A 24,212-nucleotide genomic window follows, 5' to 3' on the forward strand; every position below is an offset into this window, starting at 1 on the left:
TCGCGGCCAGGGGCGCAGCCTCTAGAATGCTGCCTGGGTGGCGCGCCATGCGGGCGCGCCAGGTACAGCGAAGGTCGGGCCGCCTCGCGGTGTCCTCCTGTCCGCCCCATGACCGAATCGTCCCTGCAGTGGCTCGCCGCTGCCCTCTTCGCCCTCGCCCTGGCCCACACCTTCGCGGCCAAGCAGTTCGAGCGGCTTTCTTACCGTTTTCCGCGCCATTCCGGCCTCTTTCACCTGCTGGGCGAAGTCGAGGTCGTGTTCGGCCTCTGGGCCATCGTGCTCGTGTGCTGCATGGCCCTGCTGGCCGGTGGCCCCGCAGCCCTGGCCTATGCCGAATCGCGCAACTACACCGAGCCGCTCTTCGTCTTCGTGGTGATGGTGATCGCCGCCTCGCGCCCCGTGCTGTGGGCGGTGTCGGCGCTCACGCAAGGGCTGTCGCAGCGGTTGCCGATCTCCACGCCGGTGGCCAGGGTCTGGCTGGGGCTGGCGGCCGTGCCGCTGCTGGGCTCGGCCGTGACCGAGCCGGCAGCCATGACCATTGCTGCGCTCATGCTGGCGCCGCTCGCCTTCCGGCCCGAAGTGCCGGCCATGCCCAAGTACCTGGCGCTGGGCGTGCTGTTCGTCAACATCTCCATCGGTGGCACGCTCACCGCCTATGCCGCGCCCCCGGTGCTGATGGTGGCCACGACCTGGCAGTGGGACAGCGCCTTCATGTTTCAGCACTTCGGCTGGAAGGCCGCGCTGGCCGTGTGCTGCAACGCCACCATCGCCACGCTGGCGCTGCGCGCCCATCTGCACGGCGCGCAGGACGAAGGCGATTCCCTGCCCCAGGTGCCCCGGACAGTGGTGGCCGTCCATCTGGCGCTGCTGGCCGGCGTGGTGATGTTCGCCCACCATCCGGTGATCTTCCTGGGCCTCTTCCTGATGTTCATGGGCTACACGCAAGCCTATGCCCGCCACCAGAGCCCGCTCATCCTGAAGGAGGCACTGCTGGTGGCCTTCTTCCTGGCCGGGCTGGTGGTGCTGGGCGGCATGCAGCGGTGGTGGCTGCAGCCCATCGTGGCGGGGCTGGAGCCACTGGCGCTCTTCGCCGGCGCGCTGGGCCTCACGGCCGTGACGGACAACGCGGCGCTGACCTATCTGGGATCGCTGATCCAGGGCCTGTCGGAGGAATCGCGCTACATGCTGGTGGCCGGCGCGGTGGCGGGCGGCGGCCTCACGGTGATCGCGAATGCGCCCAACCCGGCCGGGCTGGCGCTGCTCAAACGCGGATTCAGCGACGAGACGGTGAGCGCGGGCGGGCTGCTGCTGGGCGCAGCGCTGCCCACGGCCATCGCCGCGGCGGCCTTCCTGCTGCTGTAGCGGCGGCAGCGTGCGCCGTCCGCTATCGATTCAATAGCTGCCCGCCCTTGATAGAAGCGGGCTGGCGGCTGATTCAGGCCAGAACGCCGGAATTCATGCGCAGCATGCGGTCGCAGCGCACGGCCAGTTGCTCGTCGTGCGTGACCATCACGAAGGCCGTGCCCTGCTCGCGCGCCAGGCGCAGCATGAGCTGGAACACGCCGTCGGCCGTGGAGCGGTCGAGGTTGCCGGTGGGCTCGTCGGCCAGCACGCAGGCCGGTCGGGTGACCAGGGCGCGGGCGATGGCCACGCGCTGGCGCTCGCCGCCCGACAGCTCCGCCGGCCGGTGCAGGGCGCGTTCCCCCAGGCCCACGGCGGCCAGCATCTGCCGGGCCTGCTCCAGGCAATCGGCATAAGGCAGGCGGCGGATGCGCAGCGGCATGGCGACGTTGTCCTGCGCGCTGAATTCGGGCAGCAGATGATGGAACTGGTAGATGAAGCCCAGGTGCTGGTTGCGCAGCTCGCCCTGGCGCGCGGGCGAGAGCGTGTGCAGCGCCTGGCCCTGCAGCTGAACCGTGCCGGCACTGGGCGCATCGAGCCCGCCCAGCAGGTGCAGCAGCGTGCTCTTGCCCGAACCCGAGGCGCCGACGATGGCCAGCGTCTCTCCGGCGCGCACGTCCAGGTCCACGCCCTTGAGCACGGTCACGTCCAGGCGCCCTTCGGTGAAGCGCTTGGTCAGGCCCCGCGCATGTAGCACCACTTCGTTGTTCCCCGCGTTCATCTCGATTCTCCAGCGCGCAAAGCGCTACCCACAGCCCATGAAACCGGCATGTCCCAGTCCAGTGGCAGCCAAGCAAGGGCCGCCCCGCAGCGAGGGCTGCGTCCACCCGCCCGACGTGCGCAGCACGCCGAGAGCGGGGGGAAGCCGCGAAGCGGCTCAGGGGGGTGTTCCCGACTACTCATAGCGCAGGGCCTCCGCCGGGTTGACGCGGCTGGCACGCCAGCTGGGGTACAAGGTGGCGACGAAGGCCAGGATCAGGGAGATGACGGCGATGGGCACGATGTCGCTGCGCTGCGGATCGCTGGGCATCTTGCTGATGAGGTAGATGTCCTTGGGCAGGAAGTTGGCGTGCAGCGCGTGCTCGATGGCCGGCACGATCACGTCGATGTTGAAGGCGATCAGCAGGCCCAGGGCCAGTCCGCCCAGCGTGCCGATCACGCCCACCATGGCCCCCTGCACCACGAAGATGCCCATGATGCTGCGCGGGCTGGCGCCCAGCGTGCGCAGGATGGCGATGTCGGCGCGCTTGTCGGTCACCGTCATCACCAGGGTGGAAACGAGGTTGAACGCGGCCACCGCCACGATCAGCGTGAGGATGATGAACATCATGCGTTTTTCCAGCTGCACGGCGGCGAACCAGGTGCGGTTCTGCTGCGTCCAGTCGCGGATCAGCAGATCGCCCGAGAGCGAGTGCGCCAGCTGCTGGGCCACCTCGGGCGCCTGCTGCAGGTCGCGCAGCTTCAAGCGGATGCCGGTGGGGCCTTCGAGGCGGAAGATCCGCTCGGCGTCGGCGTAGTGCATCAGCACCAGGGTGGAGTCGTATTCGTAGTGGCCGGAATTGAAGGTGCCCGCCACCGTCATCTGCTTGAGGCGCGGCAGCACGCCGGCCGGCGTCACCTGCCCGCCGGGGGCGATCAGCGTGATCACGTCGCCCGCGCGCACGCCCAGCGCCCGGGCCAGCTCGCTGCCCAGCACCACGCGGAATTCGCCGGGCACCAGCGCGGCCAGCTCCTGCTGGTTGGCGGCGGCCAGGTCGGTCACCTCGCCCTCGTGGGCCGGGTCGATGCCGCGCACCAGCGCACCGCGCATGTCCTCGCCCCGCGCCAGCAGCGCCTGGGCCGAGACGAAGGGCGCGGCGCCCACCACCTCGGGATTGGCGCGCGCCTCGGTCATGGTGCGCTGGATGTCGGGCAGCGCCCCGCCGTTCGGCGCGAAGATCTCGATGTGCGAGACCACGCTCAGCATGCGGTCGCGCACTTCCTTCTGGAAACCGTTCATGACGCTCAGCACGATGATGAGCGCCGCCACGCCGAGCGCGATGCCCAGCATGGACACGCCGGAGATGAAGGAGATGAAGCCATTGCGCCGCGTGGCGCGGCCTGCCCGGGTGTAGCGCCAGCCCAGGGCCAGTTCGTAGGGGATTTGCATGAAATGTGAAGTGGCCCAGGCGCCGCTCGGAAAGAGCTCGGGAGAGGGTTGTTGGCGGCTGCCGGGCGGCGCCGATTGTGGCATCCCCGAGAATAAGAGGATGTCGGACGCCAACCATTTGCTGATTCCCTTCGCTGCCAGCACCGCCGACGGGTGCCGCGACGCCTTGCAGGGCCTGGCCCTGCCCCACCTGGACCGGCTGCTGCAGCGGCTGTCCCCCCACCCCGCCAGCGACCCTGGCGAAGAGACCGACTTCACCCCGCCGCACGAGCGCGCCCTGGCCCGCCACCTGGGTCTGCCCGCCAGCGCCGAGGGCACCACGCCCTGGGCCGCATGGCATCTGCGGCAGGCCGGCGCCGACGGGGGCGACACGCCCTGCGCCTTCGTCACCCCGTGCCAGTGGCAGGTGACGACCGACCGCGTGAACCTGACCGACCCGGCCGCGCTGCATCTCTCCGAGGCCGACTCCCGCCAGCTGCTGGACATCCTCGCGCCCTGGTTCGCCGAAGACGGCATCAGCCTGGCCTACGACCAGCCCACCCGGTGGCTGGCGCGCGGCACGGTGTTCGATGGCCTGGCCACCGCATCGCTCGACCGCGTGGTGCAGCGCGACGTGCGCGCCTGGCTACCCGACCCGGCCCGAGCCCGCACCCTGCACCGCCTGCACAGCGAGATGCAGATGCTGCTCTACACCCACCCCTTCAACGACGAGCGCGCCGCACAGGGCCTGCCGCCCGTCAACGCCTTCTGGGTGCATGGCGCCGGCCGTCTGCATGCGCCGCCTTCGAACGTACCCCACCCCGAGATGCCGATGGCCCTGCGCGACGCCGCCCTGCGGGAAGACTGGCGCGCCTGGGCCGCCGCCTGGGCCGAGATCGACGCCGGCCCCGTCGCCCGCCTGGCCGAGCATGTGGCCGCCGGCGGCATCGCCCGCCTGACGCTCTGCGGCGAACGCACGGCCCTGGCCTGGCACACGGCGCCGCGCGGCCTGTGGAAGAAGATTCAAAGCGTTTTCCGCCCGCAGCGCTTTGCCGACGTGCGCAACCAGCTATGAAAATAGTAGCAAGAGACATTCCCCCCCGCGCCGCCTGGGCGCTGGAGCAGGCCGGCGTCCACCCGCTGCTGGCCCGGCTCTACGCCGCGCGCGGCATCCGCCTGCACGACGAGCTGGACGATGCCTTGAAGCGCCTGCTGCCGCCTGAGACCCTGCTGGGCGCCCGCGAGGCCGCCGTGCTGCTGGCCGACGCCATTGCCGCCGACCGCCGCATCGTCGTGGTGGCCGACTACGACTGCGACGGCGCCACCGCCTGCGCCGTGGCCGTGCGCGGCCTCAGGCTGCTCGGCGGGCGGCAGGTCGATTACCTGGTGCCCGACCGCGTGGCCGACGGCTACGGCCTCACCCCCACCATCGCCCGGCGCGTGCATGAACGCGGCGCCGACCTGCTGGTCACCGTGGACAACGGCATCGCCAGCGTGGACGGCGTGGCCGAAGCCCGCGCCCTGGGCCTGTCGGTGCTCGTCACCGACCACCACCTGCCCGGCCCCGCCCTGCCCGTGGCCGACGCCATGGTCAACCCCAACCAGCCCGGCTGCGCCTTCGAGAGCAAATCCATCGCCGGCGTGGGCGTGATGTTCTACGTGCTGATGGCGCTGCGCACCGAACTGCGCCGGCGCGGCGTGTTCGACGCCGCCAGCCAGCCCCGGCTGGAACCGCTGCTGCCGCTGGTGGCCCTCGGCACCGTGGCCGACGTGGTGCGGCTGGACAGCAACAACCGCCGCCTGGTGGCGCAGGGCCTGAAACGCATCCGCGCCGGCCAGATGCAGCCCGGCATCGCCGCGCTCTTCACCGCCGCCGGGCGCAAGGCCGACGCGGCCACCACCTTCGACTTCGGCTTCGCCCTCGGCCCGCGCATCAACGCCGCCGGCCGGCTGGCCGACATGACGCTGGGCATCGAATGCCTGCTGACCGACGACCCCGGCCGCGCGGCCGAACTGGCGCGCACGCTCGACGCCATCAACCGCGAACGCCGCGAGATCGAAGGCGGCATGCGCGAGCAGGCCCTGCTGCTGGCCGAAAGCCTGTTCGGCGACACTGACACGCCTCCCCCCGCCATCAGCGTCTTCGACCCCGACTTCCACGAAGGCGTGGTCGGCATCGTCGCCAGCCGCCTGAAGGACAAGCTGCACCGTCCGACCTTCGTCTTCGCGGCCAGCGCCGCGCCGGGCAAGGAACACGAGATCAAGGGCTCGGGCCGTTCCATTCCGGGCTTTCACCTGCGCGACGCGCTCGATCTGGTCGCCAAGCGCCACCCGGGCGTGCTGCTGAAGTTCGGCGGCCACGCCATGGCGGCCGGCTGCACGGTGGCGCGCGAGGCGTTCGAGACCTTCGAGCGCGCCTTCGCCCAGGTCGCCCAGGAATGGCTGGACGCCGCCACGCTCACCCGCCGCATCGACACCGACGGCCCGCTCGCCCCTGAATACTGCCGCGCCGACATCGTGGACACGCTGCACCGCGAGGTCTGGGGCCAGGGCTTCGCACCGCCCACCTTCAGCGAAGAGGTCGAAGTCGTCAGCCAGCGGCTGGTGGGCGAAGGCAAGAACCACCTCTCGCTCAAGCTCATCCACCAGGGCAACCCCATCGACGCCATCTGGTTCGGCCACACCGACCCGCTGCCCGCGCGCGTGCTGCTGGCCTTCCGGCTCGACGTGAACGAGTGGAAGAACGAGCGGCGCGTGCAGTTCCTCGTCGAAGGCGCCCAGCTCTGACCGCCCCCTCCCCATGCCTGCTGATTCCTCCCCCGTTCACGACGTCGCCATCATCGGCGGCGGCATCGTCGCGCACCAAATCGCGCTGCAGCTGCTGAGGCGTGGCCAGCGCGTCGCCCTCATCGACGATGGGCCGCCCGGCGGCCGGCAGGCCGCCAGCTTCGGCAACGCGGGCTGGCTCTCCAGCCATTCGGTCATGCCGCCGGCCTACCCCGGCGTCTGGAAGCAGATCCCGCGCTGGCTGCTCGACCCGCTCGGCCCCCTGACGGTGCGCATGCCCCAGGCGCTGCGCGCCACGCCCTGGCTGCTGAACTACCTGCGCGCCGCCAGCACGCCCGAGAAGGTGCGGCGCACGGCCGCCGCGCTGCGCACCCTGCTGAAGGACGCGCCCGCGCTGCACGCCGCCGTGGCGCAGGAGGTCGGCGCACAGGACCTGATCGACGCGCGCAGCGGCCTGCTGCACGCCTTCCCCGACCGGGCGTTCTACGAGCGCTCCCGCTTCGGCTGGGACGTGCGCCGTTCGCTGGGCATCGAGGTGCAGGAGCTCGATGCCCCCGCCCTGCACGCGCTGGAGCCCTACCTGAGCCGCGACTACCGCTTCGGCCTCTTCGTGCCCGAAGCCGGTCGCTGCCGGCATCCGGCTGCCTACGTCCAGCGCATCGCCGCGCATCTGGACGCGCACGGCCTGCAACGCGTCACCGCGCAGGCACGCGGCTTCGACCTGCAGAACGGGCGCCTGGCCGCCGTGCGCACCACGCGGGGCGCCATCGCCTGCCGCCAGGCCGTGGTCGCGGCCGGCATCGGTTCCAAGGGCCTGGCCGACGCGCTCGGCGACCGCCTGCCGCTGGAAAGCGAGCGCGGCTACCACGCCATGGTGCTGGGCGAAGGCCTGCGCGGCCCACAGGTGCCCGCGATGCTGGAAGACCGCAAGGTCATCGTCCACCAGATGCAGCACGGCGTGCGCTGCGCGGGCCAGGTCGAGATCGCCGGCACCCGCGCCGCACCCCGCTGGCAGCGCGCGGACGTGGTGCGCTCGCACCTGCTCGCGGCCTTCCCCACGCTCTGCGCCGACCGGCCCGACGCCGCCACCGACCGGTGGCTGGGCCACCGCCCCAGCACCTACGACGGCCTGCCCGCCATCGGCCCCTCGCCGCGCTGCCCCCAGGTGGTCTATGCCTGCGGGCACGGCCACGTCGGCCTGGTGGGCTCGGCCCGCACCGGCCGCGTGGTCGCGCAGCTGCTGACGGGCGAGCCGACGGACATCGATCTCGCACCGTTTTCGCTCAAGAGGTTCTAGCGATGGGGCTTTTCATTCCGCAAGACAGCGGTCTTCTGGCGCGCGCACGGAACATGCAGATAGCTGGACATTACGACCAAGACGCCTTAAGCCTGAAACCTAGCCCTTTCCTTTTGACGTAACAGAACTCAGGTCTCCAACGTCACCACCAATTCCTCGCCCAGCATGTCGATGACCTTCACCGCCACCGTGCTGCCTAGGGGCGGCGCGAGCAACTCATAGCGGCCCGCCACCAAGTCTTGCTTGCGCTCGGGCACATCAGCCAGGGCCACGTTGAACACCTGGCCGTTGTACGCAGGGTCGATCAGGATGCAGTCCACCACCGCTCGCCAATCGGTGATCTGCGCGCGGAACACGCCCTGCTCCAGATTCAGGCGCTGCATGATGGTGGGCGACACCACGTCCTGCACCTCTACCACCAGTTGATCGCCCTCGCGCCGGGCGCTGGCCTGCACCGCCAGGGGTTCGTGCCGGATGATGCCGCCCAGCTTGCGGTCGGTGCGCAGTTCCACCACATGCAGCTTGTTCACCGGGCGGTTGCGGTTGTAGGCCTCCACCCAGGCGCGGGCGTCCAGTTGCCAGCCCAGGCACACCACCATCACATCGCGCTCTTCGCTGGGGCGGGTTCTCAGCTCATCGCGCACCGCCTCCAGGTCCAGCGGGGCCAAGGGGTGGTTGAACGGCACGATCTTCACCAGCCGCCCGCCCTGCGTGCCGTCAAAAAACCTATCAGTGCGCGTGCGCGCCACGCCCAGGTGCTGGCAGGCCAGCTCCACCGCCTCGTTATGCTGGATCTGCAGGTCGTAGTCGTTGACGCGGTAGGTGGCAAAGCCAAGCTGGCTGGGGCGCTGCGGGACGTCGCCACCCTCTACCAAATCGCTTTGCTTGGGCTCGGTAGCAGTTGCGGCTTGGCTACGCATTAACTCCTGAATGCGTTTGGCGGTGGTTTGGATCGCGCCTTTGTTGATGTCGCAGCCGATCCAGCGACGGCCTAGGCGCTGCGCTACAGCTACCGTTGTGCCAGACCCGACAAAGCAGTCAAGCACGATATCACTTTCCAAGCTCGATGAATTTATCAGGCGCTCCAATAGAGTTTCCGGCTTTTGAGTTGGATAATCCTCACTCTCTTCGGAGTTGCTAGCTAAAGCGGAAAAATCTGCCCAAATCGACTGCAGTTCGACACCGGGAAGATCATCTAGATATTGAATAAAGTTTGGTCGACCATCACCATCCTTCGCCCATCGGATGCGACCAATTTTTTCCAGTGCATCAAATGCTGCTTGCGGACTCTCTGCTTCTTCGGATTTGATCAACCCTTTCGCGACTTCGGGAACCGCCCAGTGCCGCCCCTTACCAATGGTGGCTGGATCTAGCCCCTTCCAAGGAGACCCGGAAGGTCCGACACGCCGACCCGGCGCAGTTATTGGTGTCTCGCGAAACAGTCGGCCATCGGGGCCACGTTTGAAGTTCGAGTCGATGTACTCTTTGCTGTAGGGCAAGTACTGCTGATTCCAAGTAGATCTCTCGCCCTTTGAGACAAAGAGGATGGTGTCGTGAATATGATTGAAGGTACCGCTACCAGAGCGGGCTGTTGTCCTCTTCCACACGATCTCATTTTTAAAATGATCTGAACCAAAGACTTCTTCTAATAAGCAACGAAGGTGATGGGACTTATTCCAATCGCAGTGGAGATAAAGAGCACCACCCTCACAGAGCAACTCCCGCAAAATCAACAACCGTTCATACATAAACTGCAGATAGTTGTCGTTCGCCCAAATATCGCTGTACTGCACCTGCTCGCCCAGCGTGTAGTCCTCGCCGTCGATCTTGACCGTGCCCTTGGCCCCGCGCAGTTGCACCTTGCGCACATAGGCGGCGCCGCTGTCAAAGGGCGGGTCGATGTAGATCAGCTTGACCTTGCCGCGAAAGCCATTGGCCAGCAGGTGGGCCAGCACGTCTTTGTTGTCGCCGTGGTAGAGCAGGCCGCCTTGGGGCAGGTCTTGGGGCCAGTCGCTCCAGTCGGCAACGTGCAGGGCTGCGCTTCGGGTCTGGTGCTGGCCGCTGGCGGCGTCGAACCGCTCGATGGCCTGCGCCGGGTAGGCGCGCACGCGGGCCAAGGGCTTTTTGCCCACCCAGGTGAGCATGGGACGGCCCTTGGCCTTGGTGATGGTGACGTCTTTGGGCTTTTTAGTGTTCTCTGTCATGGCGGTATGTGTTCGGGGGTGCGGGCGCGCAGCGATCAGGCGCGGGGCGTAGCAGTGGCTGTTTCGGTATCGGCGTCTGTGTTCAAGCGCCGCGAATGAAGTCGCGCACTTGGGCGTAGCCCTCGGGCTTCAGGTCGCTGCCATCGGCGAACATGACGTGGTAGGCCAGCTTGTCGGGATTCAGGCCCTCCCACTGCTTCAGAGCCACGGCTTTCTTGCCTTCCAGCGTTTGCGCGGCCTCGCCCCGGCCCAGCCGGGCCAAGTCGGCGGTAATGTCGGGGCTGAAGCCGTCGCGCTTGATCTCGACCACCAGATACTTGCCGTCGGCACGACGCAGCACGAAGTCGGGGGTGTAGCGGTGCCAGCGGCCATCGTCGCCCAGGTATTCGGCGTACAGGTCGGTCTTGGCGGGGTCTGTGATGCCGCCGGTAAACCACACGCCTTCGATCTGGTGCGCCTCGATCTGCAACTGGCCCAGCGTCCATTGCAAAAAGCCCGCTTCGGGCAGCGAGTCAAAGTTGTAGCCCTCGTAGTGAAAGCTGCGCGCCAGTGCGTGGGTGGCATCGGCCGTATCGGTGGCGCTGAGGTAGAGCTTTTCTTTGTCTTTGGCAAAGCTGATGCGGGCGGTGTACACGCTGTGACCACCGCGCTCGCTGCGGTCAAAGCCGTCGGCCTTGACCAAGGCAATGGCCACGTCGATTTCTTCAAAGTGGGCTTCGTACTGCGCCCGCTGCGCTTCGATTTGCAGGCCCAGCGCGTCGAGGTGGTAGTTGGGCACGTCGCCACCCGCGCCGTAGGCTTGGCGCAGGGCGGCCAGCACTTCGGCGGTGGGCAGGTGGTAGTTGGCAGCCAGTTCGGCGGCGGCGGTGTAGGCGTCCAGCTCGGGCGGCGGGGCGGGCAGCTGGTCGCCACCGCCATCCACCTTTTGCAGTGTGGTGTTGCCCGATGCGGTTTGCACGGGCGTCAAGGTTTCTACCGTGATGCCTGCGGGGGCGGCCACATCGGTGGGCACGATGAAGTGCAGCGGTGCGGTGCTGGCGGGGTCATCCAACTTGCGGCGGTAGCGCAGCACGCGCTTTTTGATGAGCAGCGGCGGCAGGTGCGGCCGGTGCAGCACGATTTCGCGCTCCACCCGCTCGGCCTGCTGGGCACCCAGGTCTTTGAGCGATGTGCCGTAGGTTTCGGCCAGTTGGGATTCGAGCGTTTTTTTGTTGCTGTCGGTCAGGTACACGCGGGCGGGCACGGTGTTGCCGGGCACCTGGCGCAGGCAGCGGGTGGCGGCTTGCAGCACAAAGTTGTTGCTGTTGGCCAGCTTGCGCACCAAGGCGGTGGCAAACAGGCTGGGGCAGTTCCAGCCCTCGGTGCCCATGTTGACCAGCAGCAGCACGCGCTCGGGGGCCTCGGGGTTGCGGGCCACGGCCTCAAACTGGCGGCGCGTGGCTTCGCTGCTTTTGCCGTCCACCGCCAAAATGGTGTCGGTGCCAATGCCGCGCAGGGCCAGGGCCGACTCCACCGCGCCGCGCAGCTCGTCGCGGGTTTCGATGTTGGGAAAGTACAGGGCCAGGCGTGCGGGCGCGCCGGGGCTGCCACCCACAGGCGGCAGGCGCACAGCCCAGTAATCGCGCACAAAGTCCTCAATCACGTTGGCCACCAGGGTGTCTGCCTCGCCGTCGCCCAGGTCAAACACCTTGATGTTGTTGGCCAGCTCTTTCAACACACCGTCGCGAATGCCTTCGCCCAACCCGTACCACACCACCACGTCGCGCAGGGGCTGGCGCTCAAAGTACGGCGTGCCGGTGGCGTTGATGACGACGACGAGGTTGGTTTCGGCAGCCAGGTAGTCGATGGTGCGGCGCACTTTTTTAATGCCGTCGTCCTTGAACACCAGTTCGCCGGTTTCTTTGTTCTTCTCCCACTTGCCCAGCAGTTTTTGGCCGTAGGTGTGGTGGGCTTCGTCGGAGAACACGGCCAGGTGCGGCAACGAGGCCACGGCCTGCAGGCGCAGGTTGGCCAGCTCGGTTTGCTCTTCCGCCTTGGTGCCCGCAAACAAACGCGCTTGCTGGGCATTGGCGCGCACGTTGGGCTTTTGGATGCGGATTTTTTCCGTGTTGGTGACGATGACGTTGAACGTGCTGCTCCAGACGATGGGGATTTGCTTGTCGCCGTCTCGGGTGAAGGTGAGCTTGAGACTGGCCGCAAAGGGCTTGTGCATGCGGGGCGGCAGCAGCTTGTCGTAGGGCACGTCGGCCAGTTCGCGCAGCGCGCTCAAGATAGTTTTGCCGGGCGCGAAAATGAGCGCGTTTTGCACGAACGGGCCTTCGGGGTATTCCATGGCCATGGCAAATTCGGTGGCCACGATGGAGCCCATCAGGATGGTTTTGCCCGCGCCCATGGCCAGCGCTAGGATGTAGCTGGCGTAATCGAGCGTGAGCGATTCGCGCAGGCTCTCCAGGTGGTTGTCGCGAACGAACTGGTTGTCTTCACGCACCCGCCGGATCAAGGCGCTGTAGTTGTACTTGGCTTCCTTGAACAGCTTTTCGTTGACGCCCATGGCGTCGAGCCGGTCGGGCAAGTCTTCAAACAACTGCTCGTACAACTCGGGCACCTTGGGGGTACCCAGCACCAGGCGCAGGTACCAGTAGGTTTCCAGGGCGCGCAGTTGGGCGCGGCGCAGGTAGCGCAGTTGGCCAGAGTCGCCTTCTTCCAGCGCGTACTCCAGAATCTCCCGGATGGCGGGAAACTCGTCGCACGAATAGTTGGCAGTGCGCCATGTGTCAACGCGCTGGGCCAGCGCTTGGTACAGATACGTCATTGACTTCTTCTTGCTCCCGATGGGCCGCCATTCTCGCCGCTCCACCACCCGGTTGCCCTCCAACCGGGAAAGGCTGGACTGCAGAGCGTGTTTGCCCGCGCTCGCGCTAATGTCAAGCAGTGGAGCCGGCCGGCCCCGGCGCCGCGCTTCTACAATGGTTCGGTGACCATCCTCCTCAACGCCGACCTGCATTGCCACTCCGTGGTGTCCGACGGCACGCTCACCCCCGAAGCGCTGGCCGCCCGCGCGCGCGGCAACGGCGTGCAGCTCTGGGCACTGACCGACCATGACGAGATCGGCGGCCAGCACCGCGCCGCTGCGGCCGCCCGTGCCGAGGGGATGGCGTATCTCACGGGTACCGAGATCTCCGTCACTTTCGCCACCGCCACGGTCCACATCGTAGGCCTGGGCTTCGACCCCGACGATGCACGGCTGGCCGAAGGACTGGCCGCCACCCGAGGCGGGCGCGGCGAGCGCGCGCAGGAAATGTCGCGCCAGCTGGCGCAGGTGGGCATCCAGGGCGCCTACGAAGGCGCACTGAAATACGTCGGCAATCCCGAACTGATCTCGCGCACGCACTTCGCCCGTTTCCTGGTGGAAACCGGCGTCTGCCACGACACGCCCGAGGTCTTCCGCAAGTACCTCACCGAAGGCAAGCCCGGTTACGTGCCGCACCGCTGGGCCGCGCTGGGCGATGCCGTGCGCTGGGTGACCGAGGCCGGCGGGGTGGCTGTCATCGCCCACCCCGCGCGCTACAAGTTCACGCCCAACGAGGAATACGCGCTCTTTTCCGAGTTCAAGGAACACGGCGGGCGTGGCGTGGAGGTGGTGACGGGCAGCCATTCGCCGGCCGAATACGTGACCTATGCCGCGATGGCGCAGGAATTCGGCCTGGCCGCCTCGCGCGGCAGCGACTTCCACAGTCCCGACGAATCCCATACCGACCTGGGCATGCTGCCCGATCTGCCGGGCCAGCTCACGCCCGTGTGGGAACTGCTGGCGGATCGCATCCGCCCGGCGCACTGAGCGCGCGAGGGCACCGCCATGGCGCAGTATTTCGAAGTCCATCCCGACAACCCCCAGCCCCGCCTGCTCAAGCAGGGCGCCGCGCTGCTGCAAAAGGGCGGCATCCTGGCCGTTCCCACCGACTCCAGCTACGCCCTCGTCTGCCAGCTGGACGACAAGGACGCCGTCGAGCGCTTGCGCCGCATCCGGGGCGTGGACGAAAAGCACCACCTCACGCTGCTGTGCCGCGACCTTTCGGAGCTGGCCAGCTACGCGCGGGTGGACAACCGGCAGTACCGGCTGCTCAAGCTGGGAACGCCGGGGCCCTACACCTTCATCCTCGAAGCAACCAAGGAAGTGCCGCGCCGCGTGAGCCACCCCTCGCGCAAGACCATCGGCCTGCGCGTGCCCGACCGCAAGGGCCTGCAGCTGCTGCTGGAACTGCATGGCGCGCCACTGCTGGCGACCACACTGATCCCCTCCGGCGAAAGCGAGCCGCTCAACGATCCACAGGACATCCGCGCCCGCTACGAGAAGCTTCTGGATGCCATCGTCGATGCCGGCGCCTGCCCGCTGCAACCCACCACCGTGCTGGACCTGACCCCGATGGGCACGGGCGGCGAGGCCGAGGTGATTCGCGAAGGCCGTGGCAGCCTTTCGGCGCTGGGGCTGTGACAGCACGTTAACGATCCATAGCCACGGGCCCCAGCGCGGGCCATGCGTGCTCTCTGAGACAATTGCGCCCGTGGACTTCTCGAACCTACTCCAAACCGTTCTCATCTACGCCCTGCCGGTGCTGTTCGCCATCACCGTGCACGAAGCGGCCCACGGCTACGCCGCGCGGCACTTCGGGGACAACACCGCGTCGATGCTGGGCCGCATCACGCTCAACCCCTTCAAGCACATCGACCCGGTCGGCACCATCCTGATGCCGCTGCTGCTGTACTTCGCCACCTCGGGCGCCTTTCTTTTCGGCTATGCCAAACCGGTGCCGGTCAACTTCCAGCACCTGCGCAACCCCAAGCGCGACATGATCTGGGTGGCGCTGGCCGGGCCGGCCAGCAACTTCCTGCAGGCCTTTCTGTGGGCCATCGTGCTGGTGGCGCTGGTGGGCCTGCAGATTGACGAGCGCTTTTTCCTCGAGATGGCGCGCGCCGGCATCCTGGTCAACCTGGTGATGTGGGCCTTCAACCTGTTCCCGCTGCCGCCGCTCGACGGCGGCCGCATCCTCGTCGGCCTGCTGCCCTGGCGGCAAGCGCAGATGGTCTCGCGCATCGAACCCTACGGCTTCTTCATCGTGCTGGCGCTGGTCGTTGCCGGCGTCGTGGGCACGGTGTGGCTGCGCCCGTTGATGTCGCTGGGCTACAGCGCCATCGGCCTGCTGATCTCGCCCCTGAGCGCGCTGCTGCGCTGACCGGCATACCGGGCAGGCGCCGCAGCGCCCACGCCTGGCCGTCCCTCCCATAGCCCCTGAGCCTTTCATGACCCCCTCCCAGACCCCGGCCACTACGCGCTTTCTCACCGGCATCACCACCACGGGCACGCCCCACCTGGGCAACTTCGTGGGTTCGATCCGCCCCTCGGTCGAGGCCAGCCGCCGGCCCGGCGTGCAGAGCTTCTACTTCCTGGCCAACTACCACGCGCTCATCAAGTGCGAGGACCCGGCGCGCATCCAGCGCTCCACGCTGGAGATCGCGGCCAGCTGGCTCGCGGCCGGGCTGGACCCCGCGCATGTCGTCTTCTACCGCCAGTCCGACATTCCCGAAATTCCCGAGCTGAACTGGCTGCTGTCCTGCGTGACCGGCAAGGGCCTGCTCAACCGCGCCCACGCGTACAAGGCATCCCAGGACAAGAACCAGGCCGCCGGCCGCGAGGCCGATGACGGCGTGACCGCCGGGCTCTTCATGTACCCGGTGCTGATGGCCGCCGACATCCTGATGTTCAAGGCGCACAAGGTGCCGGTGGGGCGCGACCAGGTTCAGCACATCGAGATGGCCCGCGACATCGCGGCCAGCTTCAACCACCTCTACGGCGAGCACTTCGTCGCGCCCGAAGCGGTGATCGACGAGCATGTGGCCATCCTGCCCGGGCTGGACGGCCGCAAGATGAGCAAGAGCTACGACAACACCATCCCGCTCTTTGCGCCGCGCGAACAGCTGCGCCGCCTCATCCAGGGCATGTTGACTGACTCGCGCGCGCCGGGCGAGCCCAAGGACACCGAAGGCTCCGCCCTCTTCCAGATCTACCAGGCCTTCGCGACCGAAGCCGAAACCGCCGCGCTGCGCCAGCGTTTCGCTGAAGGCATCGCCTGGGGCGATGCCAAGCAGGTGCTGTTCGAGCGCGTCGATGCCGTCGTCGCGCCCATGCGCGAACGCTACGAGCACCTGATGGCCCACCCCGCCGAGATAGAAGCAACGCTGCTCGCCGGCGCAGAACGGGCCCGCGCCGTCGCCACGCCCTTCCTGCGCGACCTGCGTGCGGCTGTCGGCCTGCGCAGCCTGAGCGCGCAGCCCGCCCCGGCCCAGCCCGCCGCCAAGGCCAGCCGCGCCGCGCTGCCCGCGTTCAAGCAGTACCGCGAAACCGATGGCCACTTCTACTTCAAGCTGGTGGCAGCGGACGGCCGCCTGCTGCTGCAGAGCAAGGGCTTCGCCGCCCCCAAGGACGCCGGCCAGGCCATTGCCCGGCTGCAGCAAAGCGCAGCGGACGCCACCGAGGCCCTGCAGGCGCTGCAGCCCCAACTGGCGGCCGTCGATGGCGTGGCCACGGCCGACGTGGTGGCCGCCCTGCGGGCACTGCACGCCGCCGCCTGAAGCCGGCGGCACATGCCCCTGAGGCGCGGGGCCTGGCCGGCCTTCGCATGTGAGGAGCCGCGGCAGCAAGGCCTGGTGTAGGCGTCCTACAGCGGGGCGTGGAGAGGCGCCTTTAAGTTGGGTGCCTCAGCCACAGAAAGCCCACCATGCCCCGCAAAGCCCAGAAGCCCACGCACGACGCGCAGCACGTCGCAGCGCTCTCCGCCGCACGCAACACGGACAGCGGCCCGGCGGAGATTCCGCCCCGACCCGGAACCGACGATGCCCACGCGCGCAAAGCTGCGGGGACCCAGGCGCTGGCGGCCTCCATGCCCCACAACGCGCTCAAGGCCCTGGAGCACGGCACGGATAACGGCCTCGCGCCCAATGCGGGGCTCACCTCGGCGCCCGATCATCCTGACGTCACCGGCAGCACCTTGTCGGAGCCGCATGCCACAGGCAAAACCGGCGCTGGCGCCACCCCCGGCCTGAACGCCAACGACGGCGTGCTGGACCGCGTCCGCGCGGATTCCTCGGGGCAGCAGCTCACCACCAACCAGGGCGTGCCGGTATCGGACAACCAGAACTCGCTCAAGCTCGGCGTGCGCGGCCCGGTGCTGCTCGAAGACTTCGTGTTGCGCGAGAAGCTCACCCACTTCGACCACGAGCGCATTCCCGAACGCATCGTGCATGCGCGCGGTTCCGGCGCGCATGGCACCTTCGAGTGCTATGAATCGCTGGCCGACCTGACCATGGCGGCGCCGTTCCAGGAGGCCGGCAAGAAAACGCCGGTGTTCGTGCGCTTTTCCACCGTGCAGGGCGAACGCGGCTCCAAGGACACGGCGCGCGACGCGCGCGGCTTCGCCGTGAAGTTCTATACCGACGCGGGTAACTGGGACCTGGTGGGCAACAACATCCCGGTCTTCTTCATCCAGGACGCGATGAAGTTCCCCGACCTCATCCACGCCGTCAAGCCCGAGCCGCACCACCAGATGCCCCAGGCCGCCAGCGCGCATGACACGTTCTGGGACTTCGTCTCGCTCATGCCCGAATCCGCGCACATGCTGATGTGGGTGATGTCGGACCGCGGCATTCCGCGCAGCTACGCCACCATGCAGGGCTTCGGCGTGCACACCTTCCGCTTCGTGAATGCCGAGGGCACCTCCGTGTTCGTGAAATTCCACTGGACGCCGCTGGCCGGAACCCATTCGCTGGTGTGGGATGAGGCCGTGAAGATCTCCGGCGCGGACCCGGACTTCCACCGCCGCGACCTGTGGGAGCGCATCGAATCGGGCGCCTTTCCCGAATATGAACTGGCCGTGCAGGTCTTCACCGAAGAGCAGGCCGAGGCCTTCAGCTTCGACATCCTGGACGCCACCAAGCTGATCCCCGAAGAACTGGTGCCGCTGCGCCCCATCGGCCGCATGACCTTGCACCGCAATCCTGACAACTTCTTCGCCGAGACCGAGCAGATCGCGTTCTGTACTGCGCACGTCGTGCCCGGCATCGACTTCTCCAACGATCCGCTGCTGGCAGGCCGCATCCACTCCTACGTGGATACGCAGATCTCGCGCCTGGGCGGACCCAACTTCCACGAACTGCCCATCAACGCGCCGCTCGCGCCGGTGCATAACAACCAGCGCGACGGCATGCACCGCCAGACCATCCCGCGGGGCCGGGTGTCTTACGAACCCAACTCGCTGGGCGGTGGCTGTCCCTTCCAGGCCGGCGCCGTGCAGGGCTTCGTCTCGGTGGCGGCCCGAACCGAGGCCAAGCAGGAACAGGTCAAGGTCCGCGCCAAGCCCGAGAAGTTCGCCGACCACTACACACAGGCACAGCTCTTCTACGCGAGCCAGGCGGAGCATGAGAAGGCCCACATCGCTGCGGCCTTCCGCTTCGAGCTGAGCAAGGTGACGGTGCCCGCCGTGCGCGAACGCACCGTGGCCATGCTGCGCAACGTGTCGGAAGAGCTGGCCGCGAACGTGGCGCAAGGCATCGGCATCCGCAAGCTGCCCGCGGCCCTGCCCAAAGCGATCGAGCGCCCCGCCAAGCCCGAGGTGAAGGAATCCCCTGCCCTGTCGCTGCTGGCACGCCCGGGCGACGGCGGCATCAAGGGCCGCAAGGTGGCCATCCTGGTGGCAGACGGCGTGGAGCCAGCCGCCTTGCACGCGGTGCAGGCCGCGCTGCTCGACAAGGGCGCCGTGGGCCGCTTCGTGGCGCAGCACATCGGCCCGGTGACGCTCGCGGACGGCACTGAGATCGACGCTGATGCCTCGCTGGAGAACTCACCCGGCTTCCTGTTCGACGGGCTGGTGCTGCCCGACGGCGAGGCTGGCGTGAACCTTCTGGCAGGCGATGGGCATTCCGCCGAATTCGTGCGCGACCAGTTCCGCCACTGCAAGCCCATCCTGGCCCTGGGCGCATCCAAGGCCCTCCTGGCCGAGGCAGGCATTCCGTTGCCGGAGGACGACCCCGCCTTCATCATGGCCGCGGGCAACGATCAAGCCGCCGTGCAGCGGTTCATCACCGCTCTGGGCCAGCCGCGAAACTTCGCGCGGGAGTCCGATCCGCCAGTGGTGTGACCGGGGCCGGCGCACGCGCAAGGCGTGCGCCCTGCATTGCAAAGGCCGCAGGCCGGCTGTCGGATGACAGCCGGCCTGCGGCCTTTCGAACTGCATGCTTACGAATGGCGGCCTTCAGCGATCAGCATCCATACGGCGCTTTTCGCCGATCAGCTCAGCACCTTGCCGGGAGGACAGTTGCTGGCCTTCCAGGCGCTCGCCGCCATAGTCGTAACCCAGCTCGCGCGCAGATCCGCTGGCGGACACGTCGGCCATGGGCGCGGGGGAGCCCTGCTCTTGCGCGCTCCGGTGCGCCAGATACGAGCGGACGGCCTGCGGCGAATGGCCTACGGCCTGCACGGCGGCACGCAGGGCCTCCTCGCTGCACTCCAGCGACTGGCTCCAGGCAAGCACCTCGTGCGCCTGATCGAGATTGATCAGAGAACGGCCTTGCGCGATGTTTTCGGTGGGGAGGGACACGTCGGGCTCCTGCAATGAAAGGGGTTTTCATCGTGGGCGGACCGGCCGGTCCGTGGCGTAGGACAAGCCCATCGTCCCGTGCGGTCGTCACGACGCCACGGAAGTACGGCCGCCAACTCCCTGACGGCTCAGAAAACGCCATACCGATAGGCCACATACAGCGCGGCCATCACGCCGACGATCGAAAGAAAGGTCATCAGCCTGGACATGGAGGCTCCCGTAGCGACAGAGGCCCCATCATGCGCCCCCATCGACCGGCCACGGCGGATCCATGCTCCCTGCCACAACAGCACGCAGTGCAGCGCCACGCCCTGAATCGCTGAGCGCGAATTGCTCCTGTGGTGCGCCAGACAGGTCGTCTCCCGCATGAGCGTGCAGGCCGCGATCAAGCCCCGCATCGCCAGCACGAGCCGGCTCGCCACCCATCCGATCGAACGGAATGCCCATTTCGTTGCCCAGGAAGAGCGAGCCGATCAGCGCGCACGGTGGGCACGCCCCACGGCGAGCTGAACCACGCGCCAGGCATCGGCATGCAGGGTGAGCATGGGGTAGCGGTAGGGAACGTTCCGCGCCCCCGATCGTGCTCGCACCCGCAGCCGGGCGCACTCAACACGCGCGGGCAGGCAGGCCCTCGTCGCAGCGAGGCCGTTGCAAGGTTTGCTGATTGACACGCGAAATCACCCATGACGGGGGTCCGCCCGCCCTACACTCGCCGGCCGCATGAAATCCAAGACCCGCAAGAAAAACCCTCGCCCCTCCTCCCGTTCCCGGGCATCGCAACCCCTCAGCCCCAGCAGCAGTGCAAGGCGCCTGTTCGTCACGCTGGTCACCACCTGCATCATGGGCCTGCAGGCTACGAGCTGTGGCCTGGCCCCTTCAGCGCTGAACCGCGCGCCGGTATCACCTCCCGCTCCTCCAGCAGCAGCCGGCGCTTCGGCCGGCCGCTTCCAGGACTGCCCCCAGTATTTCGCCGGCGGGCGCCCGCCGATCACCCCGGCAGCGCCCCACCTGCGCGCGCTGTGTTTCGATGGCTTTGCCGTGCTCCACAGCGGGAACACCCGCACCCCCGTTTATGTCGCTGAGCGGCTGAACCGCCAGACCCTGCTCGCAGGCCATCATCTGGAGCGCACCGACAAGTTCTTCGCAGACGCGCGCCTGCCCCGCGCGGAGCGTGCGGAACTGAGCGACTACAAGGGCTCCGGCTGGGCACGCGGCCACATGGCGCCTGCGGGCGACATGGGCACGCCGGAGTCCATGGCGCAGTCCTTCAGCCTGTCGAACATGGTGCCGCAGAACTCCCGGCAGAACAGCGGCCCCTGGGCCCGGATCGAAGACGACACGCGCAAGTACGTGATGCGCGCGCAGGGCGATGTCTATGTCATCACCGGCCCCGTGTTCGAACCCGGCGCTCGGACCATCGGAGCCAACCAGGTGGCCGTGCCCTCCCACCTCTTCAAGCTGGTGTACGACCCGGCTACGGGAAGGCGCTGGGCCCATTGGCAGGACAACGCCCCTGATGCCAGGGTAGGCCCGCCAATCAGCTATGAGGAAGTGGTGCGCAGGACAGGCATCGACCTGCTGCCCGGGCTCAGGATCTGAACGGGAACCGCCGGATCTGCGGGCCGCTGCCCGCAGCCCCCTGCCGTGCAGCAGAAAACGCCAGGGTCGCCGGCACGAATGCCTTGACATCGCCCACCGTAACCGCCGTCACCGGTGTGCCTCGATCGGATTGCCGTAGAGCGGCCGTGCGCCGAACTGCGTGCTGATCGCATAGGCCACGGCGCAGGCCAGCATCACCGGCACCGTGAGCTGGAACCGGTTCGTCATCTCCAACACCATCACGATGGCCATCAAAGGGGCGTGGGTCACTGCCGTGAGCACGGCAGCCATGCCGATGATGGCGAGCGCACGCGGATCCCCCACCCAGGCCACAGGCAGCACCAGTGCAGCCAGCTGGGCGAGCACGCTGCCGGCGGTGGCCCCCACGAAGAGCGAGGGAGTGAACACCCCGCCGATGGCGCCGCTGCCCGAGCTCACCGCGGTGGCCAGGATCTTGGTCAACATCACCACCACGATCCAATGCCACGGGTGGCTGCCCAGCAGCACCGAAGACACGACGCTGTAGCCATTGCCCCAGACCTCGGGCACCCCGACCGAGAGCATGCCCACAAGCAACCCGCCCAGCCCCAGGCGCGCAGTCCGTGAACGTACGCGGTCGAAACCCCTGCGGCTGATCTCCAGCAATTGCAGCAGCGTCCAGCCGACCGCGCCGAACAGCACGGCAGCCGCCAGCGCCATGCCCAGGCTGGTCGGCTCCACGGCCACGGCCGGCACGTGATAGAGCGGCCTGGGGTCCACCAGCATCTGGATGAGCGCGCTCGCCGTTCCCGCCGCGATGAGCACCGGCGCCACCGCATGCCGCGCGAAGAAGCCGAGCGCCAGTTCGAGCGCGAACACCACGCCCGCCACCGGCGCGTGATAGGCCGAGCCGATGCCGGCGACGATGCCGCACACCATGATGGCGCTGCGCAGCTCCGGCGCGATCGGCACCACCCGCGCCAGCCCTGCGGCGAGCCACGCCCCCAGCTGCACCATCGGCCCCTCGCGCCCGATCGACGCGCCGGAGCCGACCGAGAGCAGCGCCGACACTGAACGCACGAGCGTGGTGCGGTCGTTGAGGTCCACCCGCCCGGCCCTCGCCGCATCGATGTAGTCCAGGTGCTCGTCGCCACGCGGCCCGGCAGCCGCCCAGCGCCCGCCCCAGTCGAGCACCGCGCCCGCCAGCACGCCGCCCGCCGTGCAAACCCATACACGGTGCCAGGGCTGCAGGGAACGTGCGGCCTCCACCAGGCCACCCGTATGGCCCGTCGCGAGGTGCTCCACCCACTGGATCAGGACATGGAACACCAGGGTGGCGGCCGCCGCCAGAGCCCCCGCCACGGCGGACCACAGCCATAACTGGAGCGTGCGGGCAACCGGGCCAAGGATTCGGAAGCGCGTCGCAGCAGCGGACGTCGCCAAGGATGTGTGTTGGGGTTCGGGATGGGGCATGGAGGGCAGCGCGCAAGCGTGGCGTAATGGGGGCGCACGGGCCGCAGGCCGGGCAGGCAGGCAGAGCGCCGGGAATCGTACGTCGCGGCCAGGGCGACGGCAACGCTCGCTCGCGGACCCATGAAAAGACCCCGCTCAGACCTCAGCCCGCCCTCTTCGTTCCGCCCCGCTTGAGCAGCACGGGAACAACGACCCGAGTGCCCCAAGGCAATGCAGCACACAGCGACAATGCCGCATGCGACAAGAGACATCCACCCCGCCACGCCTCTGCCGGCGCCAGCCCGCAAGCCGGGCTCCCGATGCAACGCCCATTGGCAGCACTCCTGGCCACAGGGCCCAAGGCGGCAACCAGTGATGGCAACGCCCCCAACCACTCCGATCCTGCGCACGCTCCCCAATGGCGTCCGGCTGATGGCCCTGCCCATGCCGCACGTGCAGAGCGCCAGCGTGGGTGTCTTCCTGCGCGTCGGCTCCCGCGACGAGACGCCGGCCACCAACGGCATCAGCCACGTCCTGGAGCACATGGCCTTCAAGGGCACGGCCACGCGCTCCGTGCAGGCCATCAACCTCGATGCGGAGCGGCTGGGCGCGGACGTCAACGCCTATACCGGCAAGGACAGCACCGGCTACTTCATGACCGGACTGGGGCACCACGCGCCGCAGCTGCTGCGCATGACGGCCGACATCGTGCTCCACAGCACCTTTCCTGAGGCAGAACTGCAGCGCGAGCTGGAAGTGATCCGCCAGGAGGCCATCGAGTACGACGAGGACCCGGAGGACAGCTCCAGCGACCTGCTCGACCGCGCCCTCTGGGGCGACGACCCCATGGGCATGCCCGTGATCGGCACGGTCGAGAACATCGAGGGATTCACCCGCGGCGATCTGATGCGCCACGTGCAGCAGCATTACGTGGCAGGCAAGACCGTCGTCGCCGCAGCCGGCCACTTCGACGTGGAAGCCTGGATGCGCCTTGCCGAAGAGCTCTTTACGGCAATGCCTTCATCGCCCGGCGGGGCCGTATCGCAGCCGCCCGAGCCCGCACCTTATGCCGGCCAAGCCGTGGCCCGGCGCTTCACGCAGGTCTCGCAGGTGTTTCTTCATCTCGCCTACCCGCTCGCGCCTGCCGGCCCCGAAGGCGACGCACCGCAACGCTGGCGCCTGGCCGCCGCGCTGGCTGCCAACCTGTTCGGCGGCGGCATGTCCTCGCCCTGGGTGGATGTGGTGCGCGAGCGGCTGGGCCTGGCCTACACGGCCGACGCCACCGTTGACAGCGGCGATGCCTGGCTCAACTTCGTGGTGCATGCCGTGACCACGCCGGACAAGGTCGAAGCCCTGGTCCAGGCCACCGGCGAGCAGCTGCACGCGCAGTCCATAGCCATCGACCCGGTCCATCTGGAACGGGCGAAGAACCAGCTGACCGTCTCCCGCGTGCGCGCCGCAGAGCGCCCCTTTGCCACGATGGAGCGGGCCGTGGAAGAGCTCTTCGCGCACGGCACGGTGACGCCGCTGAGCGAGACGATTGACCTGATAGGCGATATCCGTTCGGAAGAAGTCCGGCAGGTGTTCGTGCGGATGCTCGCCCATGCGCCGGCTCTGTCGATCACGGGCAAAGGGGTCAGCGCGAAATCGGCCAAACAGCTGGCAGCTTCTTTGGTTTCCAGTGCCAGTCGATAGGCATAACCAAGCGCACGCAAGAA

Annotated in this window: 18 protein-coding genes; 12 read left to right on the forward strand and 6 right to left on the reverse strand. The window is 68.0% G+C overall.

Annotation, left to right across the window (positions count from 1 at the left end):
* Positions 1 to 108 precede the first annotated feature (108 nt).
* Positions 109 to 1,362: a putative Na+/H+ antiporter gene (locus AC3A84_RS16040; protein WP_487971025.1), complete on the forward strand. Its 1,254-nt coding sequence runs from the start codon at positions 109 to 111 to the stop codon at positions 1,360 to 1,362.
* A gap of 73 nt (positions 1,363 to 1,435) precedes the next feature.
* Here AC3A84_RS16040 and lolD read toward each other — a convergent pair whose 3' ends face one another.
* Positions 1,436 to 2,122, reverse strand: coding sequence for a lipoprotein-releasing ABC transporter ATP-binding protein LolD (gene lolD / locus AC3A84_RS16045; RefSeq protein WP_487971026.1), 687 nt, complete (start codon positions 2,120 to 2,122; stop codon positions 1,436 to 1,438).
* A gap of 174 nt (positions 2,123 to 2,296) precedes the next feature.
* Positions 2,297 to 3,550 (reverse strand): lipoprotein-releasing ABC transporter permease subunit, encoded by a 1,254-nt coding sequence (locus tag AC3A84_RS16050; RefSeq protein ID WP_487971027.1) that lies wholly within the window; start codon positions 3,548 to 3,550, stop codon positions 2,297 to 2,299.
* A gap of 100 nt (positions 3,551 to 3,650) precedes the next feature.
* On the opposite strand from AC3A84_RS16050, the gene AC3A84_RS16055 reads away from it, so the two are divergent.
* Genes AC3A84_RS16055 through AC3A84_RS16065 form a run of 3 tightly spaced genes read left to right on the forward strand, consistent with a single transcriptional unit; the run spans position 3,651 to position 7,613 of the window.
* Positions 3,651 to 4,604: a phosphoglycerate mutase gene (locus tag AC3A84_RS16055; protein WP_487971028.1), complete on the forward strand. Its 954-nt coding sequence runs from the start codon at positions 3,651 to 3,653 to the stop codon at positions 4,602 to 4,604.
* Positions 4,601 to 6,316: a single-stranded-DNA-specific exonuclease RecJ gene (gene recJ / locus AC3A84_RS16060; RefSeq protein WP_487971029.1), complete on the forward strand. Its 1,716-nt coding sequence runs from the start codon at positions 4,601 to 4,603 to the stop codon at positions 6,314 to 6,316. The genes AC3A84_RS16055 and recJ overlap by 4 nt, the downstream gene beginning before the upstream one ends.
* A gap of 13 nt (positions 6,317 to 6,329) precedes the next feature.
* Entirely contained in the window at positions 6,330 to 7,613 is a 1,284-nt protein-coding gene (locus AC3A84_RS16065; protein WP_487971030.1) for an NAD(P)/FAD-dependent oxidoreductase, read from the forward strand.
* 128 nt (positions 7,614 to 7,741) lie between these two features.
* On the opposite strand, the gene AC3A84_RS16070 is transcribed toward AC3A84_RS16065, so the two are convergent.
* A complete protein-coding gene (locus AC3A84_RS16070; protein WP_487971031.1) occupies positions 7,742 to 9,817 on the reverse strand; it encodes a site-specific DNA-methyltransferase in 2,076 nt (691 codons plus the stop codon).
* Positions 9,818 to 9,899: 82 nt separating this feature from the next.
* Positions 9,900 to 12,629, reverse strand: coding sequence for a DEAD/DEAH box helicase family protein (locus tag AC3A84_RS16075; RefSeq protein WP_487971032.1), 2,730 nt, complete (start codon positions 12,627 to 12,629; stop codon positions 9,900 to 9,902).
* A 162-nt stretch (positions 12,630 to 12,791) separates the two neighbouring features.
* Here AC3A84_RS16075 and AC3A84_RS16080 point away from each other — a divergent pair, with 162 nt between their 5' ends.
* The 5 genes from AC3A84_RS16080 (at position 12,792) to AC3A84_RS16100 (ending at position 19,005) form a co-directional block, all read left to right on the forward strand.
* The gene (locus AC3A84_RS16080) at positions 12,792 to 13,655 is read left to right on the forward strand and encodes a 3',5'-nucleoside bisphosphate phosphatase (RefSeq protein ID WP_487971033.1); all 864 of its coding nucleotides are present in this window, start codon (positions 12,792 to 12,794) and stop codon (positions 13,653 to 13,655) included.
* A gap of 18 nt (positions 13,656 to 13,673) precedes the next feature.
* The gene (locus AC3A84_RS16085; protein ID WP_487971034.1) at positions 13,674 to 14,309 is read left to right on the forward strand and encodes an L-threonylcarbamoyladenylate synthase; all 636 of its coding nucleotides are present in this window, start codon (positions 13,674 to 13,676) and stop codon (positions 14,307 to 14,309) included.
* 70 nt (positions 14,310 to 14,379) lie between these two features.
* The gene (locus tag AC3A84_RS16090) at positions 14,380 to 15,048 is read left to right on the forward strand and encodes a site-2 protease family protein (RefSeq protein WP_487971035.1); all 669 of its coding nucleotides are present in this window, start codon (positions 14,380 to 14,382) and stop codon (positions 15,046 to 15,048) included.
* A 67-nt stretch (positions 15,049 to 15,115) separates the two neighbouring features.
* On the forward strand, positions 15,116 to 16,444 hold the full coding sequence (locus AC3A84_RS16095) for a tryptophan--tRNA ligase (protein ID WP_487971036.1): 1,329 nt from the start codon (positions 15,116 to 15,118) through the stop codon (positions 16,442 to 16,444).
* A gap of 146 nt (positions 16,445 to 16,590) precedes the next feature.
* A complete protein-coding gene (locus tag AC3A84_RS16100; RefSeq protein ID WP_487971037.1) occupies positions 16,591 to 19,005 on the forward strand; it encodes a catalase in 2,415 nt (804 codons plus the stop codon).
* 114 nt (positions 19,006 to 19,119) lie between these two features.
* On the opposite strand, the gene AC3A84_RS16105 is transcribed toward AC3A84_RS16100, so the two are convergent.
* Positions 19,120 to 19,464 (reverse strand): DUF3606 domain-containing protein, encoded by a 345-nt coding sequence (locus tag AC3A84_RS16105; RefSeq protein WP_487971038.1) that lies wholly within the window; start codon positions 19,462 to 19,464, stop codon positions 19,120 to 19,122.
* A 366-nt stretch (positions 19,465 to 19,830) separates the two neighbouring features.
* On the opposite strand from AC3A84_RS16105, the gene AC3A84_RS16110 reads away from it, so the two are divergent.
* Together AC3A84_RS16110 and AC3A84_RS16115 are read left to right on the forward strand one after the other, a co-directional pair.
* Positions 19,831 to 19,974 (forward strand): hypothetical protein, encoded by a 144-nt coding sequence (locus AC3A84_RS16110; RefSeq protein ID WP_487971039.1) that lies wholly within the window; start codon positions 19,831 to 19,833, stop codon positions 19,972 to 19,974.
* A 210-nt stretch (positions 19,975 to 20,184) separates the two neighbouring features.
* Entirely contained in the window at positions 20,185 to 21,063 is an 879-nt protein-coding gene (locus AC3A84_RS16115; protein WP_487971040.1) for a DNA/RNA non-specific endonuclease, read from the forward strand.
* A 108-nt stretch (positions 21,064 to 21,171) separates the two neighbouring features.
* Here AC3A84_RS16115 and AC3A84_RS16120 read toward each other — a convergent pair whose 3' ends face one another.
* Entirely contained in the window at positions 21,172 to 22,404 is a 1,233-nt protein-coding gene (locus AC3A84_RS16120; RefSeq protein ID WP_487971041.1) for a chloride channel protein, read from the reverse strand.
* Between the two features lie 465 nt (positions 22,405 to 22,869).
* Here AC3A84_RS16120 and AC3A84_RS16125 point away from each other — a divergent pair, with 465 nt between their 5' ends.
* On the forward strand, positions 22,870 to 24,189 hold the full coding sequence (locus tag AC3A84_RS16125; RefSeq protein ID WP_487971042.1) for a M16 family metallopeptidase: 1,320 nt from the start codon (positions 22,870 to 22,872) through the stop codon (positions 24,187 to 24,189).
* The last annotated feature ends 23 nt before the right edge of the window (positions 24,190 to 24,212 follow it).

Source organism: Paracidovorax sp., from assembly GCF_057642795.1.

Bases quoted from the DNA above. Each gene is read 5' to 3' on its own strand.
- AC3A84_RS16040 (WP_487971025.1), top strand. From the start codon at position 109: ATGACCGAATCGTCCCTGCAGTGGCTCGCCGCTGCCCTCTTCGCCCTC.
- lolD (WP_487971026.1), bottom strand. From the start codon at position 2,122: ATGAACGCGGGGAACAACGAAGTGGTGCTACATGCGCGGGGCCTGACC.
- AC3A84_RS16050 (WP_487971027.1), bottom strand. From the start codon at position 3,550: ATGCAAATCCCCTACGAACTGGCCCTGGGCTGGCGCTACACCCGGGCA.
- AC3A84_RS16055 (WP_487971028.1), top strand. From the start codon at position 3,651: ATGTCGGACGCCAACCATTTGCTGATTCCCTTCGCTGCCAGCACCGCC.
- recJ (WP_487971029.1), top strand. From the start codon at position 4,601: ATGAAAATAGTAGCAAGAGACATTCCCCCCCGCGCCGCCTGGGCGCTG.
- AC3A84_RS16065 (WP_487971030.1), top strand. From the start codon at position 6,330: ATGCCTGCTGATTCCTCCCCCGTTCACGACGTCGCCATCATCGGCGGC.
- AC3A84_RS16070 (WP_487971031.1), bottom strand. From the start codon at position 9,817: ATGACAGAGAACACTAAAAAGCCCAAAGACGTCACCATCACCAAGGCC.
- AC3A84_RS16075 (WP_487971032.1), bottom strand. From the start codon at position 12,629: ATGACGTATCTGTACCAAGCGCTGGCCCAGCGCGTTGACACATGGCGC.
- AC3A84_RS16085 (WP_487971034.1), top strand. From the start codon at position 13,674: ATGGCGCAGTATTTCGAAGTCCATCCCGACAACCCCCAGCCCCGCCTG.
- AC3A84_RS16095 (WP_487971036.1), top strand. From the start codon at position 15,116: ATGACCCCCTCCCAGACCCCGGCCACTACGCGCTTTCTCACCGGCATC.
- AC3A84_RS16100 (WP_487971037.1), top strand. From the start codon at position 16,591: ATGCCCCGCAAAGCCCAGAAGCCCACGCACGACGCGCAGCACGTCGCA.
- AC3A84_RS16110 (WP_487971039.1), top strand. From the start codon at position 19,831: ATGAGCGTGCAGGCCGCGATCAAGCCCCGCATCGCCAGCACGAGCCGG.
- AC3A84_RS16115 (WP_487971040.1), top strand. From the start codon at position 20,185: ATGAAATCCAAGACCCGCAAGAAAAACCCTCGCCCCTCCTCCCGTTCC.
- AC3A84_RS16125 (WP_487971042.1), top strand. From the start codon at position 22,870: ATGGCAACGCCCCCAACCACTCCGATCCTGCGCACGCTCCCCAATGGC.